At 45.2% G+C, this 17,002-nt stretch carries 17 protein-coding genes; 9 read left to right on the top strand and 8 right to left on the bottom strand.

All coding sequences use genetic code 11. The annotated features are described in order from the left end of the window. Nucleotides 1-29: 29 nt before the first annotated feature. A complete protein-coding gene (locus ACLWOR_RS10590; protein WP_413940677.1) occupies nucleotides 30-230 on the top strand; it encodes a hypothetical protein in 201 nt (66 codons plus the stop codon). 7 nt (nucleotides 231-237) lie between these two features. Here ACLWOR_RS10590 and ACLWOR_RS10585 read toward each other — a convergent pair whose 3' ends face one another. Next, entirely contained in the window at nucleotides 238-990 is a 753-nt protein-coding gene (locus ACLWOR_RS10585) for a murein L,D-transpeptidase catalytic domain family protein (protein ID WP_413940676.1), read from the bottom strand. A gap of 173 nt (nucleotides 991-1,163) precedes the next feature. On the opposite strand from ACLWOR_RS10585, the gene ACLWOR_RS10580 reads away from it, so the two are divergent. Then, nucleotides 1,164-2,402 (top strand): protein-glutamine glutaminase family protein, encoded by a 1,239-nt coding sequence (locus ACLWOR_RS10580; protein ID WP_413940675.1) that lies wholly within the window; start codon nucleotides 1,164-1,166, stop codon nucleotides 2,400-2,402. On the opposite strand, the gene ACLWOR_RS10575 is transcribed toward ACLWOR_RS10580, so the two are convergent. Both ACLWOR_RS10575 and sfsA read right to left on the bottom strand, forming a co-directional pair. Continuing rightward, a complete protein-coding gene (locus ACLWOR_RS10575; RefSeq protein WP_413940674.1) occupies nucleotides 2,391-3,434 on the bottom strand; it encodes an NAD(P)-dependent alcohol dehydrogenase in 1,044 nt (347 codons plus the stop codon). The genes ACLWOR_RS10580 and ACLWOR_RS10575 overlap by 12 nt on opposite strands. A gap of 12 nt (nucleotides 3,435-3,446) precedes the next feature. Further along, entirely contained in the window at nucleotides 3,447-4,178 is a 732-nt protein-coding gene (gene sfsA, locus ACLWOR_RS10570) for a DNA/RNA nuclease SfsA (RefSeq protein ID WP_413940673.1), read from the bottom strand. A gap of 215 nt (nucleotides 4,179-4,393) precedes the next feature. Here sfsA and ACLWOR_RS10565 point away from each other — a divergent pair, with 215 nt between their 5' ends. The 3 genes from ACLWOR_RS10565 (at nucleotide 4,394) to ACLWOR_RS10555 (ending at nucleotide 9,059) form a co-directional block, all read left to right on the top strand. Then, nucleotides 4,394-6,037, top strand: coding sequence for a 2-oxo acid dehydrogenase subunit E2 (locus tag ACLWOR_RS10565; RefSeq protein ID WP_413940672.1), 1,644 nt, complete (start codon nucleotides 4,394-4,396; stop codon nucleotides 6,035-6,037). A gap of 29 nt (nucleotides 6,038-6,066) precedes the next feature. Beyond that, nucleotides 6,067-7,491, top strand: a complete 1,425-nt coding sequence (gene lpdA, locus ACLWOR_RS10560; protein ID WP_413940671.1) for a dihydrolipoyl dehydrogenase — start codon at nucleotides 6,067-6,069, stop codon at nucleotides 7,489-7,491. A gap of 383 nt (nucleotides 7,492-7,874) precedes the next feature. After that, nucleotides 7,875-9,059, top strand: coding sequence for a clostripain-related cysteine peptidase (locus ACLWOR_RS10555; RefSeq protein ID WP_413940670.1), 1,185 nt, complete (start codon nucleotides 7,875-7,877; stop codon nucleotides 9,057-9,059). 70 nt (nucleotides 9,060-9,129) lie between these two features. Here ACLWOR_RS10555 and ACLWOR_RS10550 read toward each other — a convergent pair whose 3' ends face one another. The 5 genes from ACLWOR_RS10550 to ACLWOR_RS10530 form a co-directional block, all read right to left on the bottom strand. Further along, the gene (locus ACLWOR_RS10550; protein WP_413940669.1) at nucleotides 9,130-10,737 is read right to left on the bottom strand and encodes a hypothetical protein; all 1,608 of its coding nucleotides are present in this window, start codon (nucleotides 10,735-10,737) and stop codon (nucleotides 9,130-9,132) included. A 186-nt stretch (nucleotides 10,738-10,923) separates the two neighbouring features. Next, nucleotides 10,924-11,352 (bottom strand): BLUF domain-containing protein, encoded by a 429-nt coding sequence (locus tag ACLWOR_RS10545; protein WP_413940668.1) that lies wholly within the window; start codon nucleotides 11,350-11,352, stop codon nucleotides 10,924-10,926. After that, nucleotides 11,349-11,768 carry a MaoC family dehydratase gene (locus ACLWOR_RS10540; protein ID WP_413940667.1) on the bottom strand — a complete coding sequence of 140 codons (420 nt, stop codon included), beginning with the start codon at nucleotides 11,766-11,768 and terminating at the stop codon, nucleotides 11,349-11,351. The genes ACLWOR_RS10545 and ACLWOR_RS10540 overlap by 4 nt, the downstream gene beginning before the upstream one ends. 23 nt (nucleotides 11,769-11,791) lie before the next feature. Next, a complete protein-coding gene (locus ACLWOR_RS10535) occupies nucleotides 11,792-13,150 on the bottom strand; it encodes a PhoH family protein (protein ID WP_413940666.1) in 1,359 nt (452 codons plus the stop codon). A 61-nt stretch (nucleotides 13,151-13,211) separates the two neighbouring features. Next, on the bottom strand, nucleotides 13,212-13,718 hold the full coding sequence (locus tag ACLWOR_RS10530; RefSeq protein ID WP_413940665.1) for a PilZ domain-containing protein: 507 nt from the start codon (nucleotides 13,716-13,718) through the stop codon (nucleotides 13,212-13,214). Nucleotides 13,719-13,813: 95 nt separating this feature from the next. Here ACLWOR_RS10530 and ACLWOR_RS10525 point away from each other — a divergent pair, with 95 nt between their 5' ends. The 4 genes from ACLWOR_RS10525 (at nucleotide 13,814) to ACLWOR_RS10510 (ending at nucleotide 16,996) form a co-directional block, all read left to right on the top strand. Then, nucleotides 13,814-14,683, top strand: a complete 870-nt coding sequence (locus ACLWOR_RS10525) for an energy transducer TonB (RefSeq protein ID WP_413940664.1) — start codon at nucleotides 13,814-13,816, stop codon at nucleotides 14,681-14,683. Between the two features lie 81 nt (nucleotides 14,684-14,764). Continuing rightward, nucleotides 14,765-15,337, top strand: a complete 573-nt coding sequence (locus ACLWOR_RS10520; RefSeq protein ID WP_413940663.1) for an outer membrane beta-barrel protein — start codon at nucleotides 14,765-14,767, stop codon at nucleotides 15,335-15,337. Further along, nucleotides 15,325-16,371, top strand: a complete 1,047-nt coding sequence (locus tag ACLWOR_RS10515) for an aminopeptidase (protein WP_413940662.1) — start codon at nucleotides 15,325-15,327, stop codon at nucleotides 16,369-16,371. The genes ACLWOR_RS10520 and ACLWOR_RS10515 overlap by 13 nt, the downstream gene beginning before the upstream one ends. A gap of 184 nt (nucleotides 16,372-16,555) precedes the next feature. Beyond that, nucleotides 16,556-16,996, top strand: coding sequence for a hypothetical protein (locus ACLWOR_RS10510; protein WP_413940661.1), 441 nt, complete (start codon nucleotides 16,556-16,558; stop codon nucleotides 16,994-16,996). The last annotated feature ends 6 nt before the right edge of the window (nucleotides 16,997-17,002 follow it).

Here is a 17,002-nt window from a genome sequence, read left to right as displayed (position 1 = left end):
GAGTGGCCCTTTCACGGAAGGACGTTGCAATGGTACTCACAAGAGTGGTTTCTCAGGATGAATGGAATTCGGTACTTACCAATCCCAAGGCGTTGTTAAAACTGCGCGTGCTTTTCTGGAGAGATCCAGTGATCGAAGAAGCCTTAAAGGCGATGTCGCATGAAGGGAAAATCTGTCCGGTTATTGTGGCCTGCCGCAAGATTTTGGATCTCGCGAAACAAGCCGCTTAGAAGGTCACTAGTTCATCGCGTAGATGATACTGCCGCCCTTGATCGTGTTGATAATCTTGGTTTTATTCGCTTGCGAGAATGCTGGGCAACCCCAGCTGCGACCTTGAATTCTGTTTCTGTCTTCGACATAGTCGGCACCGTGAATAACAACGGCACGCGAACGAGCATTGGAATTTGTTTTAGACAGACCATCCAGGCGAAGCGAGTAACCATTGCTGCCGTTATACGTTTCAGCCGTCATGTAAAAACCTAGCGAACTCGCATTCGATCCTTCCGTGTTGCTGAATTTTTCTGCGTAGCCGTCGTGATTGCTATCAGAGCCTTTACCATGTGACACGTGATAAGCCGCGACCGCACCTGTTTTCATGTCGATCAAGAAAAATCTTTTTTGCGTTGAAGACTTTGAGAAGTCCAAAACTGAAAGATAATTTTTGTTTTTGATTTTACTTAAGTTCGCATCGTAATACAAAATCGCTGCTTTCAAGTGTTTTGTTGGCACGATGTTTTCTGGATCAACGTAGTCATATTTTGCAAGGATGGCATCTTCACCGCTTCCTGGATTAGGAGCCGGTTCCGTCACTTCCGGAGTTGTCGGAGGCACCACACTGGAACTGCCGTTTTCACCATTGTCGACGGCAGATGATTCGTCTTGGGGATCATCCGGAAGTTGTGAAGCCATATCAAACCCGCCCGGAGCGCAGGCAGAAATCATCATCGAAGCCAGAGTGAGAGTGATTATTTTATTTACTGAAAGCTTCATATTTCCTCCGTAGTTCAAGCACAGGAGCAACATCGGCCTTCGATAGAGCGAACTTTAATATCCAAAATTGTGTCGGTTTCATTGACGAATTTTGAGATTTTGATGCTAGACCAATAGACAGAAAACTTAAAAAGTCTTCAAAGCCCTCCTCTGAAAAACCGATAAAATGAGAGATGTTAGGTACTGTTTTTTGGAGTTTATTTTCTGTCGCCACTGCTGTTCATGCGGAGAACCTTCGCGTGGGTGATTTCGATTGCGCACGAGCACAGGCTAAGAAAGACAAGGTCTGTGAGTACTATGTGTGCCAAGGTCCCCACGGCTTTGCATTGGGAAATAAGATTTTAGGAAATACACCTAAAGGAAAATCCAAAGAACCCGACCGAGTTTTGCTCTTTCCGGTGAATACACAAAATAAAAATTCCTATTTCGAACGCTGGATATACGGAACTATCAACAAAGATGGCTCCATCACCCGTCTGCCAACCAAGCAAGACTACCTACCAACGGTCTTACCGGACGAAGCCAAGGACGACTTCTTCTCTTACCAAGTGTTGTCGCGAAAAGGTTTTACTAAAAACCGCGATCAAGAAATCGAAGAAAAATGCGATGACACCGAACTACTAAAAACAATTTCCGCAATTGAAAAACATAAAAAAGTCATAAGTGACAGCCTCGTGAATCGAGATTACGTCAAAGTCGTTGATGCCGTTGGCGATATGAATCTTGCTTCTAGAATGATTCCTCGCGACGCGATACCTGCGGAATATTGCAATATTGGCGGTAGCACTTTTGCATCACCTGAAGCCGTCGAGCGACTGGAAAAAACCCAATTCAAAGAACCCAAAGGAAAAATTCTTTCTGAGAAAGAAGCGCAAGAGGCGTTTGACGAAATCAAAGCGATGAAAGATCTTCCGTGGGAGTTCACCTGGGATGGCTGTTTCGCACGAGCGCAAACGTCCGCCGAACGCTTGGAAGCCAAAGGCATTGCGGTCGGCAAAGCTTGGTTTTTCGGAGATGATATTTGGCCTAACAATATGGAAAAGAAACAAAATGACGGTTGGGGATATCACGTCGCCCCTTTTGTGTACGTCAAAGGTTCTGATGGAAAAATTCGCAAAATGGTTTTAGATCCCGCTAGCCAAAAAGGGCCCGTCGAGTCATTCGAATTTGCAAAAAAATTGACAACTCGAAAGGATGCTCAAATCATCACGACTCGTTGGGCCGGCGGACCTTCGCAGGTCGGCCTCCCGTCGATTCAAATGATTTTTACAAATTTAGATCATTACAACCCGACCGAAGCTTATCCCTCTGATCGAGCTAAAAATCACGAAAGAGCTGAACAAGACAACGCGTCTTATATGAAAAGCCTCAAAGAGCTTGAACAAAAAAAGCAGCGCGACTTAACCAAGTGATGCCGTATCAATCACGAAACGGTATCGCACATCACCTTTGAGCATTCTCTCGTAGGCGGTGTTGATATCCTGAATTTTGATTTTCTCGATATCAGAGACGATGCCGTGTTTCGCACAGAAATCCAACATCTCTTGAGTTTCGGCGATACCACCAATCAATGATCCCGCGAGACTGCGACGACCCATGATCAGAGGGAAAGGATGAACTGGTTCAGGTTTTTCTGGAACTCCTAAAAGCACCATGGTTCCGTCACGCTTCACCATCTGCAAATATGAATTCAAATCAAGAGCCGCTGACACCGTATTAATCATCAAATCAAAATAACGATTATGAGTTTTGAAAGTTTCAGGATCAGCTCCGTTGGCAAATCTTTTCGCACCCAAGCGAAGAGCATCTTCCTTTTTCTTCTCCGAGTGACTGAGTACTGTGACTTCGGCGCCCATAGCTGCCGCAAGCTTAACAGCCATATGCCCCAAACCGCCAAGACCGACAACAGCCACTTTGCTCCCCGGTCCGACCTTCCAATGCCTCAATGGAGAATAAGTCGTGATCCCCGCACACAACAGAGGTGCTGCTTTATCGAGAGGTAAATTGGGAGCAATTCGCAGAACGAATTTTTCATTCACTACAATTTTAGTCGCATAGCCACCGTAAGTAGGGCGACCATCTTTTTCTCGACTGTTGTAAGTTCCAACAAAACCTTTTTCACAATACTGCTCAAGACCTTCTCCGCAGGAAGCACATTCTTGACAGGAGTCCACCATGCAACCCACACCAACCGAATCGCCTACTTTGAATTTTGTGACAGACGATCCAACCTGTGCGACATACCCCACAATTTCATGTCCCGGCACCATTGGAAAAATGGATCCGCCCCACTCGTCGCGAACCTGGTGCAAATCCGAGTGACAAACACCGCAAAACTTGATGTCGATCACCACATCGTGACGACCTACTTGGCGAGTCTCGAATGAAAATGGGCGAAGTTCTTCTTTTGCTTTATAAGCCGCAAACGCGTGTACAGATGACATAAGAATCCTTTCTTAAAGTTTCACTGGTAAGATATTTTCTGACAGACTGATTTCAAGGGGCGTGAGATCCACCACGAACGGACTGATTTTCAATCCCTTATGATAAGCTTCACGCAGCAACTTTCCGTATTCAGGATCAATATCGTCAGCTGGCGCAAAAGAACCACAATCATGACGTTGAACTGTAAATACGAGTTCGGCTGTATGACCTTGCTCTATTAACGTCATCAGCTCACGCAAATGCTTTTGCCCACGCACCGTTTCCGCATCTGGAAATTTCGCGACACCTTCTTCACAAAGCGTGACGTTTTTAACTTCAATAAAATGCATTTTGTCGGAGTTTTTCTTCTTCAACACAAAATCCAATCGCGTTTCCGCGGAAATTTTGTATTCGTGTTTTAACTCATCAAACTGAGACCAATCAGAAAAAGGTCCCGGAGTTTTTTCATGCTTCCCAACCCATTGTTCGAGAGATTCTTTCACGATCATGTTTGGTACTGCTGTGTTCACACCCACCCAAGATCCCGCTGGTGACTTGATCATTTCCAACGTGAATTTGAGTTTTCTTTCGGGATTATCGCTTTCTGAAAACAGACAGTGCTGGCCAGGGTTATTTGCGCTTTTGAGGCTGCCTGTATTGGGAACGTGAGCGACAATGGTATTGCCGTTCCATTCGATATCGGCAAAGAAGCGTTTGTAGCGTTTAAGGAAGATTCCTTCCTGCAACTTACGAGAGTATTTCATAGCAGTCTCCACTATACTAATTTCAATAACTTAGGCTCTCCTATCCGGGGTGTTCAACCCGAAATGCCCCACGGCGATAAATACCTGCTTGCTAACACGGACTTTCCCTTCGGGCGCGGCGCGTAATTCAGTGCAAATGCTCTATGACCGGACTAGAAGGAAGAGTTCTAAATTTAGATGATTCTTCATAGATAAAGGAAAGGAACTTTCTCATCATGGCAACTGACGTAAAACTCCCTGAATTGGGCGAAGGCGTAACGGAAGGTGAATTGGTTAAATGGTTGGTAAAACCAGGAGACTCAGTTAAAGCGGATCAACCTATTGCCGAAGTTCTCACTGACAAAGCCACTGTTGAAGTTCCTTCTCCAACAGCAGGTGTTGTTCAAGATTTGAAATTCAAACCGGGCCAAGTTGTTAAAGTTGGTTCGACAATGATCACATTGAATGGCGCGTCCTCCTCCGCTAAAGCTCCGGCGGATGTAGCTGCTTCTAAACCAGCAGCACCTGCGGGCTCGCCCGCCGTAGCCCCAGCGCAGGCGGGTAAAGCAATGGACGTAAAACTTCCAGAGCTTGGTGAAGGTGTGACTGAAGGAGAACTTGTTAAATGGTTGGTAAAACCAGGTGACTCTGTAAAAGCCGATCAAGCAATCGCTGAAGTTTTGACTGACAAAGCAACTGTTGAAGTGCCAACTCCATCTGCGGGTGTAGTAAAAGAGTTGAAATTTAAATCAGGCGACGTTGTTAAAGTTGGTTCAACAATGATCACTCTTGAGGGTGCAGGCGGCGCTTCTGCTTCTGCTCCAGCGGGTGCTCAACGTGAAGTTCCTGCTTCTGCGCACGCAAACTTTGCAGCAGCTTCTGCAGCTCCGGCTCCAGTTGCTTCTTCTAAGCAAGCTCCTGCGGGTGCTTCTGCTGGTATTTTCCCACCTGTTGCTGACTCTCGCGTTCTTGCAACTCCAGCGACTCGTCGCTTGGCTCGCGAAACTGGCGTAGACATCAACGGTTTGACTGGCACTGGTCTTGCGGGTCGTGTAACTCGTGAAGACGTTCTAGGTGCTGGCGGTGGCGCGGGCGCGATGTCTGCGAAATCTTCAACTCCAGCTTCGGCTCCGGGCATGACGATTCCTCGTCCTGCTTACCAAGGACCTGCTGGTGCTCTTGAAGAGCGCGTACCTCTTATCGGTATCCGTAAAAAAATCGCTGAGAACATGCAAAAATCTAAACACATCGTTCCTCACTTCACGATCATGGATGAAGCAAAGGTCGATGCGATGGTTGCATTGCGCGAATCATTGAAAGAATACGCAGAGAAACAAGGAACAAAAATCACTTACTTGCCTATCGTGATGAAAGCGATGATCGCAACTATGCGTGAATTCCCAATGTTCAACGCATCTATTGACGATGCGGCTGGTGAAATCGTTTACAAAAAATATTTCAACATCGGTTTTGCAGCTGACACTCCAAATGGACTTGTTGTTCCAGTAATCAAAAACGCAGATCAAAAAACGATCGTAGAAATTTCTAAAGAGATCTTGGATCTTTCTAAACGTGCTCGTGATGGCAAATTGAAACCAGACGAAATGAAAGGTTCCAACATCACTATCACAAACATCGGTTCTATCGGTGGAACTTACGCAACTCCAGTGATCAACCACCCAGAAGTGGCGATCCTTGGTATGTACAAAATCGACGAAAAACCGGTTATCAAAGATGGCCAATTGAAAGCTATCAAAGTGATGAACTACACAATGACAGCGGACCACCGTTTGATTGACGGCGCGGTTGCAGCTCGTTTCTTGGCAGCCTTCATCGCACGTATTGAAAACCCTGGAAAACTTTTGGTGGAGTTGGTCTAGCCAAAGGCTAGCAACTGGAGAAACTTAAAATGGCACAATCTTTCGACATAGTAGTAATTGGTGCGGGTCCTGGCGGTTATGTAGCTGCCATCCGCTCTGCACAACTTGGATTTAAAACAGCAGTTATCGAACGCGAATTTTTGGGTGGCGTGTGCTTGAACGTGGGTTGTATCCCATCTAAAGCAATGATCACGGCGACTCACCTTCTTCACAAAGCTCAGCACAACTTCAAAGATATGGGCTTGATGATCAAAGGCAATATCGACGTGGATATGAAGCAACTTGTGAAGTGGAAACAATCTGTCTGCGATAAAATGTCAGGCGGCGTGGGCCAACTTCTTAAGGGTTACGGCGTAACTCATATCAAAGGTGATGCTGAATTCAAAAATTCTAAAGAAATCACTGTGAAATCTTCTGCAGGAACTGACACAGTTTCTGCAAAGTACTTCATCGTGGCAACAGGTTCTCGTCCAATTGAAATCCCTGGTTTCAAATTCGACGAAAAAGATATTTGCTCGTCTACTGGCGCATTGGCATTTGATACAATTCCAAAACGCGTAGCAGTCATCGGTGGTGGTTACATCGGTCTAGAGATCTCTTCATACCTACGCAAACTAGGAACTGAAGTGACTGTGATCGAAGCAATGCCTTCATTGCTTGCGGGCGTTGTTGATCCAGATTGCGCAAACGTGGTTGTACGTAAGCTTGATAAAGCTGGCGTTAAAATCATGTACGGTGCAAAAGCTAAATCTCAGAAAAAAGTAAAAGACGGCTACGAAGTGACTGTTGAAATCAACGGTAAAGACGAAGTTGTTAAATGCGATAAAATTCTTGTGACAGTAGGCCGTCGTCCAAATGGCGACCAAGCAAACTTGAAAGCAGCAGGAATCGCAGTTGACGAACGTGGCTTCGTGAAAGTAGACGCTCAACGCAGAACAAACGTGCCGAACATCTTTGCTATTGGTGATATCGCAGGACAACCAATGCTTGCTCACAAAGCTTCCCATGAAGGGGTTCTAGTTGCTGAAGTGATCTCTGGCGCGAACCGCGTTTACGATGCGAAAACAGTTCCAGCAGTTGTCTTCACAGATCCAGAAATCGCATCTGCAGGTATGACAGAAGCTGAAGCGAAAGCTAAAGGCTACAACGACCTCTTGATCGGCAAGTTCCCATTCGGAGCGAATGGTCGCGCCGTCAGCATGATGGAAACTGAAGGCTTCGTGAAAATGATCGCTGATAAAAAGACACATGTTCTTTTGGGCGTTCATATCGTGGGTCCTGAAGCTTCTAACTTGATCTCGGAAGCTGTTCTAGCTATCGAGATGGGTGCACGTATTGAGGACTTGGCTCTTTCAATCCATCCGCATCCAACATTGGGTGAAACGATCATGGAGTGCGCAGAGGCAACTCTGGGTCACGCGATCCACATCATCCAAAAGCCTTTGAAACACTAGTTTTATATTTTAAAATTAAGATTCAAAAAAGGGAGCTTTCGAGCTCCCTTTTTATTGGAGATTACTCTTTAGTCGAAATCTTTGTTTTTACACCGTGATCAGACTTCTGAGCCGTGCCTTTGGCGATCCCAATGCAAACACCTAAAACTAAAACCAACCCCATCAAAACGAACTTCATGATCGACGCTTCCTTTATCTCTCTATCTTATCGGTAAACATCGCTTCGAAAAGACCGGGCAAAATATAATTCAGAGAGTCTGGGCAAAACTTGCCGCATCGACTTCTTCTGGACCCAGCAAACGTCTGCAAGACTTCGAACCAGACGCCTCGATCACATACTTAAAAGATATTCTGATTTCCGACACATTTTTCATGGAGGAAAAATGAAGAACCACTTGTTGCACTTTGTGCTCGTGTTATTGGCGTTCCCTTTTGCTTCGATTTCTCAGGCGGCCGAGGTAAAAGAATGGAACTTCCTGGTCTTTATCAACGGCGTGAACAATCTCGACCGTTTCGGCAAAATGAATATCAACCAAATGGAAGAAGTCGGCTCTTCTGACAAAATGAACATCCTAGTTCAATGGGGCTCACTCGCTAACCCCAACACCACTCGCCTGCTTGTTCAAAAAGACAATGATAAAACAAATGTGACGTCTCCGATTGTTCAAAACTTGGGGAACGTGGATATGGGTGACTATCGTGAACTCATTCGTTTCGTTGAATGGGCTCAACAGAACTATCCGGCCAAAAAATACTTTATCACAGTATGGAACCACGGTTCTGGTTGGAATATCGTGAGGGCGAACGGGACAGAAATCCGCCCGACTGATATTTCTTATGATGATCGCACGAACAACCACATCACGACGGAACAGCTCGCAACTGCGATGGCGGAATCTGCAAAAATCATCGGGCACAAAGTTGATATCTACGCTTCGGACGCTTGCTTAATGGGTATGGTTGAGGTTGCATCGCAAATGCAAGATTCAGTTAGCTACTTCTTAGGTTCACAAGACAACGAACCAGGCGAAGGATGGCCTTATGCTCACTTCCTAAGACAATGGGCTCCGAAAGTAGATCAGTTAAGCGCAAAAGAAGTCACGCAACTTCATGCGAAGGAATATCTGACGGCTTATTCCCCAGGTGGCGTTTATCGTGCGTCCGAAGTGACGATGTCGGCTTTCGATTTAAGTAAGATCTCAGCCTACGAATCTGCGATTCGTAGAGTTTCAACTTACTTGCAGAGTTTAAATTCAGCAGATTTGACGAAAGCTCGTCAGGCCGTTTCTGCAACCAAACAATTCGGGTACGCAAACTTCTACGACATCGTGGACTATGTGTCACAACTTGAGAAAAAGGGACTTAACAATCCAAGCTTCTCAGCTCTTCGACAGGCACAACAAGATTTTGTGATAGCGAATGAGCAGAACCAAGATCAAAATACCTATGGCGTGTCTGTGTGGATTGCTACGGGCTACAATTACAGAGCCGATGCCAACCGCTACAACGCTCTTGAGTTCAATAAAAACTCTCAATGGGGCGGCTTCCTGAACGTTTTAAACAAGTAAGTTCTAGAAATAACAAAAGCCGCTTCTTCAAGCGGCTTTTGGACTCCTTTCGATTAGAATCTACTCGCTATTATCTCAAGCAAGAGTAGTACACCTCGTAGTTTCCTTGAGGCAACATATCGTCGAACGCTACGTTCATACCTGTTACAGTACGAGCGCCTTTATATTCTTGACCATCTTTAAGAACCAACAATGATCTCATTGAATCGATCACAGGTTCGCAAGCCAATGTCACAGTTTTCAAAGTTTTACGAACACCTTCCGCGACACCTTGAACTTGTGCTGCGTAATCAGATGCACACACGTCACCGATCACACCACCAGTCAATTTAGAAAGAGCATCGTAACGGTGACCTGCAGCGTAACCTTCACCGCTTAAGCAAGCTGTATCACCAGGGCGAGCGATGATGGAGTGGAAGCTAAATGCTTTGCTGCCACCGTAAGTTGATTGAACGAACTTAACGAGGTTAGCTGGGTCATTTTTAGCTGTGTTAGCTGATTCGTCTTCGTCCGAGATGATAACAACTGCAAGTTGAGCATCAGGGCGTACAAAGTTCACGTTACCACCTTGAGCTGTCAAAGAGCGTTCGATTGCACGGTAAGTTACGTAGATACCTTGTTCAAGACCTGAACCCGTTTCTGGACGTTGCAAAGTCGCACCCAAAGTTGCTTTCGCATCAGCAGGATCCATTGCAGAAGTCAGGATATATTGACCTTTTTTACCAGAAAGTTGAACCAAGCGACCATCACCTAAAGTGATATCGCGTGGATCCGTTGTTGTGACCGCGATTTGCCAATCAAGACCGTTGATAACACTCAAGAAGTTTTGCACACGAGAAGCCATGCTTTTTTGTTCGTAAGCCATTGAACCGGAGTTGTCGATCACAAACAAGATGTCGACTTTTTTGTTCTCAGTTACTTTCACGTTTTGAGCCATTTGTTTATACAAAGATGAAACTGTGAATGAAACTGATTTGCTTGATGAATGACCCAATTTATCTGTTGCTGACACATCAATTTTATAAGTGCCGGCAGCCATTTTTGGGATATTCAAAGTGTTTGAACCAGCAGCGCAAGCTTTAGATACGCCACCGAAAGAGCAAGATACCGAAGCCACACCAGCACCTGCATCAGTTACACTGAAGATGACCTGAACGTCAGAACCTTCTTCAACAGTTGTAGATGGATATTTATTGAAAACGATATCCGGACCCGCTTCATCGATATAGATGCTGCGTGAATAACAGTCAGAAATCACACCGTCGAAATCGCGATAACGAACTGACAATGTTACTGATTGATTTGTTTTTAAAGAAAGATAGTCACGACCTGCAACGTAAGTCGCGTAAGTACCACCTTCACAAGTTCCGTTTTCAGAGATTTTCAACTCATTAGCATGGAAAGGAGCATCGAATTCAAGTCTTAACATTGGAGAAGCTGCCATTGCAGCGCCACCATTGATAACGAATTCACCAACATCTTGCCCAGGAACAGGAGCTGTTGGGTCCCCGCCACCAGTTGATCCGCCAGTACCGTTTCCGTTTCCAGGTTCAGTAATAACTGAAAAGTCATTGTTGTTGTTGAGGTCTTTTGTTACCTCACTACCTGGGCCTACCTCAAGACATCCTGTCAGAAACATTCCGGCTATCAAGATTACCAGTTGCGTGGAAGTTCTCATAAATTCCATCTCCTATCTGAATACAAGCTTCAACTGGTTCTGGGAGCATTTCAATGCAATCTCACTTCGAGATTTTTTCGACTAGAGGTTCGACATTCGACGGGAAATCTCCGTCTAAAAGTTCGTCACTAGTTTCTAATACCTTGAAATGTTTGGTAAAACTGTAAGATGAATTTTCGGAGAGTTTTAGGTGAGCGCAGGAGCGGAAGCGCGGAATTTACGTAGGATCGGCATAATGAGCGCTCTATTGTTTGCACCTGCTTGCACACAGACGTCAAAGAACTCAACCAACTCCTCTGTTTCATTTGACGAGATATCGCCATCAAGATAGGCCATGCTCCAATCACCAAAGAGTCGTTCTCCATTGGCTTCAATAAGCACACGCAATGAATGATTACGATCGTCCATCATGATATTGCCTAGAACTTTTTTAACTGCATTTTCGGTGCCTTCAAGAAGCTGAAGGAAGAAGCCCTCGCGAAATATCAACAGCCCAGTGATGTTTTCTTGGGCGTTGTTTTTTCGCGAGACTTCGAGAATATCGCGAATATCCGTGTAGCTGATATCCTCGACAGCGTGGCTTACATAGACAAGATGAAAGACGGAAGAACTCATACGTATTCGCCAGGGGCCGCCATCATAATCATAGCCTCCCCTTTCACGACGATGTCTCCGTTTTCTTTCGTCGCGTTTGTTTCCACCATAGCAATACCTTTTTCGCGACGGATGTTTGTGATTTTGATCGTCACAGTCACCACGTCATCGATGTACACAGGATTTACGAACTTCAAGTTCTGTCCCATATAGATACCACCACGGCCGATGCCATCAACTAAGGCACGAGAGATCAATGCTCCAACGATCATACCGTGAGCGATACGGCGTTTAAACCGTGTGTTCTTAGCATATTCGTCGTCAAGGTGAATAGGATTGTGGTCTCCAGATACATCCGCAAATTTGCGAACCATTTGATCCGTGATTTGCGTCTTAAATGAAGCTGTAAAGCCTACTTCAACTTCTTTTTCTAACATGATCTCTCTCCCGAAAAAAAATCCTACAAAATATTTGCTGCCAACTCAGCAAGCTCTGAACGTTCACCTTTTGTCAGTGTCACGTGAGCTGCGATTGGATGACCTTTAAATCTTTCAACTGCATAAGTCAGACCGCTATTCGCTGAGTCTACGTATGGGTTGTCGATCTGATAAACGTCACCAGTCAAAACGACTTTCGTTCCGCGACCGGCACGGGTAACAATTGTCTTGATCTCGTGCGGAGTCAAGTTTTGAGCTTCGTCGACAATCAGGTATTGCTTCGGAATGCTGCGACCGCGAATGTAAGTCAGCGGTTCAATATTCAACATACCCTGATTGATTAACTCTTGTGCACGACCCGCCGCTTTCTTGTCGGAACCCATCAAGAATTCAACGTTATCGAAAATAGGCTGCATCCAAGGATTTAATTTTTGCTCGATATCACCTGGCAAATAACCAATATCCTTACCCATTGGGAAGATAGGACGTGACACTAGCAATCTTTGGAATTGTCCCATGTCGAGTGTCTTATGAAGACCTGCAGCAATTGCCAGCAATGTCTTACCTGTACCTGCTTTACCAACAAGCGATACGAACAAAATTTCATCATTCATCAAGCAGTCCATGGCAAATGCTTGCTCAACGTTGCGAGCATGAACTCCCCAAATTGCGTCCGCAGCTTGCACCAATGGCACAATCGCTTTTTCAGCCGCACTGAAGCGACCGATCGCAGAGTGATTCGGGTTTGATGCGTCTTTCATGATCACGTATTGATTCGCGTAAAGTTTTGCATCTGGAACAAATCTTTTTTCACGATAGAACGTATCGATCTGCTCTGGAGAAACTTGGATCTCATGATAGCCTTCGTACAAATCATCTTGATTGATGTCTGAAGTTTCATAGTCACGAGCGAAAATTCCATACACGTCTGCTTTGATACGAAGATTGATGTCTTTCGTGATCAATTCGACTTTGTAGCGTGGATGTTGTTTTTGCAAAGCCAGCGCCGTATTTAAAATACGGTTGTCCGCTTTTTGGTGATCCAATTCTGTCGGCATACCAGCCAACATCAAATCTGTGTTGATATAAACCATTGTTTCGGAGTTATCGATTTGCACTCCGCTGGCTAGGGATCCTTTCGCACGCAAGACGTCGACAAAGCGACTGAATTGACGAGCATTTCGACCGTTCTCACCCTGGTCACGTTTGAATCGATCCACTTCTTCAATGACAGAAATGGGAATGTGCAGATCTGCTTCTCCGAATCTCAAGATTGCTTGAGCGTCGAAAAGAATCACATTCGTATCGAGAACAATCTTTCTGCGTTTAGCTTTACTCAAAGGACGGCCCTCCGTAGTTGGTCCAAGAAAGGCTCGCTTCATGCGGGCCTCTCTTAAATTCGACCAAATCGCAGGACCAAAGTCTACGGGAAAAGGGCTTTATCTAGGAAATATGAGAGACGAGAACGTCGCCATTATCTGTTTTCAAGCTGGCACTTACGTTTTCGATGAATTTCACAAAATGATGGAGTGCAACATCGTTCATTGTGCCTTTTTCGAAGTTAGCACCATGACGAATCAAGTTTTCATCTTCAACTACACGCGCGTGCGTGACTTTGATTGTGAATGGAAAATAAGTCGTGTGATTGAGGTAAACACGCATCGCCACCTCTTCACCGTTTTGGAAGCCGCCATCTAACAAATCCAGGTCAAACGAGAGACCTTTTTCAGAAATGTCATAGAGAGCTACTTTGAGAAGTCCTTTTTCAGGAAGCACCACAAAAGCCCCAACGAATTCAGTCAGAATTGTACGTTTCACGACACGGCGGTCGCGGCTTAGGATTTCCTGGCGAGCTTCTGTAATATCGAGTACTTGCGCTTCGGCTTTGGCTGGAGTTTTAGAGTTATGAGTTGGTTTTAAGCGTGGCGTAATATCGAGGACTTTCCCCATTTTCCCCCCCGGGTAATGTCCTCATCTTATCGGCAGATATTGTTTCAACTTTAGCCATCTTGCCCTTAAGTCCAGTTTAGTCTTAGAATGAGACGATGCCGGTTATTCGCGCCATTTTATTTAGCTTTGGCTTCCATATCTTGCTACTGACAGCAGTGGTTCTGCTTGCGCCTATTCTGGCAGCCCCACCTAAAGAAGCACCCATTGAAATTGCACTGGTTCAACCAACGGCACCCGTCAAAAAGCTAAAAAACAAGCAAGACTACACGGTGAACCCGATGGCACCTGATCATCTCAAAGCTCCAGACGATGAAACGCTCGCGAAACTTCTGTCCAAAGAAAGACAACGCGTGAAACAAGAAATGGTCGCTCCGCAATTTGGTAAAAACGAAAATCGTTCGAACCAAACTGCGCGCCCGTCTGACGTACAGAAAAAAGTCGGCAAGAACGGACAACAGCAAACTGCGAAGAGCGAAGATGGCTACAAAGCATTTAATCCTGGCGAAGAACTTCAAGACACGAGTAAGTTCAATGAAGGCGTGTCGACTTTCTCTGGAAGAGTTGCCAACGATGTGCGCACCGGAATGTTCACGGCGCTAAACGCAGATCGCCACTTGTATTATTCTTTCTATAGCCGTCTGTACGATCTTGTCAGCTATCGCTACGATAAAACTACCGACCAGGCCTATCGCTCACTCGATCCATCTAAATTTATGGACTACGTGAACCGACGCTTTATCACCGAAGTTGAATTTTTGTTGGACTCGGATGGAGTTTTGCAAAAAGCGATTTTAATGAAAGCATCGGGCCTCCCAGTGTTCGATAACGCTGCTATTTTGGCTTTCCAACAAGCTCGTGTTTTTCCCAATCCTCCTCAAGAAATGATCGAGGACGACGGATACATACATTTGCGCTTTAGTTTCGAAGTCCGCTTGGCGCCCCCAACTCTTGTTAATCGTAACTAGACGTTTCTAGACTTCGACCTTGAACTAGAATCCTTGCGGTTTCGTGTCACCCTACAGAGGGCTTTGCTAGAATTTTCCTATATGAAAAAGATTCTGTCCGCGTTTTCTCTGTTAGTCTTAGTTCTTTCAACTTCATCTGCCCATGCCTTTTATACCGAATTGGGTTTGAACTACGGCCGCAAAATGACGACATTCGATGAAAACAATACGTTTGATTCAGAATCCATTTCCGGTTCAATCTCTTTGTATTTCTTAGAGCGTCTTGCCGTCGAGCTCAGTTACACAGATGCTTATGGCGTGAGAAAAGAAAAAGCCTACTCCGGCGATCCCCAGCGTACGACGACTCAAAAATCACAGATCATGGGTGCGGATTTGATTTTGGTTTTTGCAGATAAAAAAGCCTTGTTCCAACCATATATCAAAGCCGGTGGCGCACAAATCATTCGTAAACAAGAAGTCAAAATCGAAGGTCAAAACACTTACACCATCGATCCAGAAAATGCGACCGTACCGAGTTACGGTGTCGGTATCAAAATTCCAGTCACCGAAAGCTTCGGTATTAAATTGAGTTATGATGTCTGGAAAACTCCCGTCGGTGATGGAGCGCAAACAGACGACACATCTCTCCGCGCTGGTATCACTTGGGTTCTCTAAAAAAATTCACACTTAGCTTTGCTTTGACGGCTTGGTTGCCATTGTCGGGCTGCCAAATGGGTTACATCTTTCAATCCGCTTACAATCAAATGAAACTTTTAAATGCCCGCGTCCCGATGGACAAGGCATTGAAAGATCCGAAATTAACCGAAGAAGAAAAACGTAAACTGCTTTTAGCGCAAGAAGTTCGTCAATTCGCCGAAACGGAATTGCACTTGGTGACTTCAAAAAACTACAGCAGCTACGTGCAGCTGGATCGCCCGTACGTAACTTACGTGGTCAGCGCAGCTCCAAAATGGGAACTGAAACACTATGAATGGTCCTACCCGTTTTTAGGACGTATGCCCTACAAAGGGTACTTCAATGAAGCCGACGCCAAAAAACAAGAACAAGAGTTGATCGAACAAAATCTAGATACCTACCTGCGCGGCGTTTCTGCATTCAGTACGCTGGGTTGGTTTGATGATCCGTTGCTCAGCTCCATGCTTCGTTATCAAGACTATGACCTTGTTAATACGATTATCCACGAAACTGTGCACGCCACTTTGTACATCAAACACGCCGGAGACTTTAACGAGCGTTTGGCAAGTTTCCTGGGCGCCAAAGGTGCCGAGTTATTTTATTTGAAAAAAGAAGGCCCGAATTCTCCGACCCTGCAATGGGTTCGTAACGACAACGCCGACGAAAAACGTTTTTCTGATTTTATTTCCGGTGAATTAAAAACTTTGGGTGCTTGGTACAAAACAATTCCTGAGGCGGAGCGTGCCGAAAATAAACGCCAAGAACAATTCCGCATGATTCAAACACGTTTTGAAACAGACGTGTTGCCACAAATGAAAACCGACAACTACAAACGCTTCAAAGAGGCCAAACTCAACAACGCCCGCTTACTCATTTACAAAACCTATATGCAAGATCTCAGCGATTTCGAAAAGCTCTTCCAAAAAGTCGGCGGCGACTTCCGTAAATTCCTAGAAGCCTGCAAAGCCCTCGAAGACAGCAAAAACCCCGACGAAGCCCTCAAAGCCCTCTAAAAGGTTCCTGTTTCTTTTTTAGGTCTACACCGCATCATTTATAAACTTCAAGACATCTCTGCCCGTCCGCATCGCAACAAAATCTAACAGAGCACTTTCAACTTTCATTATCCGGACGGATTCGGATTTTCTTTGCCTTCCCTCATGACCCCGAATAAGCCTTTTAAGGTCGTCGGAGAGGTTTATGATTCGCGCCATTTTAGCATTGTTGGTAGTCGCTTTTATTGTTCCAGCATACGCAGTAAAAATTCAAAAGCTTGAATGCTTTGCTCAAAATAAAACTAAAGTTGAAGTGACGTTTGTTCGTGCGATTGATCCGCTTAATCCTTGGATTGGAACTTATAACTTTGGCGCACAATTAGAAGTTTTCTCTTCACGCGGAATTTATGGTCGAACAGATATGCGCATGAGCCCTCTTCAATACACAACTGACATTGACATGCGAGGCGATGCGGCGGGCCTTGATGGCGGCGCGGTCTATTTGCGTCTTTCTCCGATTGTGAGTGGTGGAAATTTCTCTGGTCAGTATCGCGGGCAACTTTTCGTGAATGATCTTGATGCCAAAGCTTATTTTAATTTTAGAGATGCTGGAAACCAACCCGGCCTTACCTGTACAGCTCAATAAGGAAGT

This window comes from Bdellovibrio sp. HCB2-146 (genome assembly GCF_047345725.1).
GTDB lineage: Bacteria > Bdellovibrionota > Bdellovibrionia > Bdellovibrionales > Bdellovibrionaceae > Bdellovibrio.
The sequence above is the reverse complement of the archived record's forward strand: the minus strand, read 5'-3'. Positions and strand labels throughout refer to the sequence as shown.

What these genes read in the sequence shown, in the direction of transcription:
- ACLWOR_RS10545 (WP_413940668.1), bottom strand. Translation starts at nt 11,352, where the DNA reads ATGAGTTCTTCCGTCTTTCATCTTGTCTATGTAAGCCACGCTGTCGAG.
- sfsA (WP_413940673.1), bottom strand. Translation starts at nt 4,178, where the DNA reads ATGAAATACTCTCGTAAGTTGCAGGAAGGAATCTTCCTTAAACGCTAC.
- ACLWOR_RS10535 (WP_413940666.1), bottom strand. Translation starts at nt 13,150, where the DNA reads ATGAAGCGAGCCTTTCTTGGACCAACTACGGAGGGCCGTCCTTTGAGT.
- ACLWOR_RS10585 (WP_413940676.1), bottom strand. Translation starts at nt 990, where the DNA reads ATGAAGCTTTCAGTAAATAAAATAATCACTCTCACTCTGGCTTCGATG.
- ACLWOR_RS10540 (WP_413940667.1), bottom strand. Translation starts at nt 11,768, where the DNA reads ATGTTAGAAAAAGAAGTTGAAGTAGGCTTTACAGCTTCATTTAAGACG.
- ACLWOR_RS10530 (WP_413940665.1), bottom strand. Translation starts at nt 13,718, where the DNA reads ATGGGGAAAGTCCTCGATATTACGCCACGCTTAAAACCAACTCATAAC.
- ACLWOR_RS10520 (WP_413940663.1), top strand. Translation starts at nt 14,765, where the DNA reads ATGAAAAAGATTCTGTCCGCGTTTTCTCTGTTAGTCTTAGTTCTTTCA.
- ACLWOR_RS10580 (WP_413940675.1), top strand. Translation starts at nt 1,164, where the DNA reads ATGTTAGGTACTGTTTTTTGGAGTTTATTTTCTGTCGCCACTGCTGTT.
- ACLWOR_RS10550 (WP_413940669.1), bottom strand. Translation starts at nt 10,737, where the DNA reads ATGAGAACTTCCACGCAACTGGTAATCTTGATAGCCGGAATGTTTCTG.
- ACLWOR_RS10555 (WP_413940670.1), top strand. Translation starts at nt 7,875, where the DNA reads ATGAAGAACCACTTGTTGCACTTTGTGCTCGTGTTATTGGCGTTCCCT.
- ACLWOR_RS10575 (WP_413940674.1), bottom strand. Translation starts at nt 3,434, where the DNA reads ATGTCATCTGTACACGCGTTTGCGGCTTATAAAGCAAAAGAAGAACTT.
- lpdA (WP_413940671.1), top strand. Translation starts at nt 6,067, where the DNA reads ATGGCACAATCTTTCGACATAGTAGTAATTGGTGCGGGTCCTGGCGGT.
- ACLWOR_RS10565 (WP_413940672.1), top strand. Translation starts at nt 4,394, where the DNA reads ATGGCAACTGACGTAAAACTCCCTGAATTGGGCGAAGGCGTAACGGAA.
- ACLWOR_RS10525 (WP_413940664.1), top strand. Translation starts at nt 13,814, where the DNA reads ATGCCGGTTATTCGCGCCATTTTATTTAGCTTTGGCTTCCATATCTTG.
- ACLWOR_RS10510 (WP_413940661.1), top strand. Translation starts at nt 16,556, where the DNA reads ATGATTCGCGCCATTTTAGCATTGTTGGTAGTCGCTTTTATTGTTCCA.
- ACLWOR_RS10590 (WP_413940677.1), top strand. Translation starts at nt 30, where the DNA reads ATGGTACTCACAAGAGTGGTTTCTCAGGATGAATGGAATTCGGTACTT.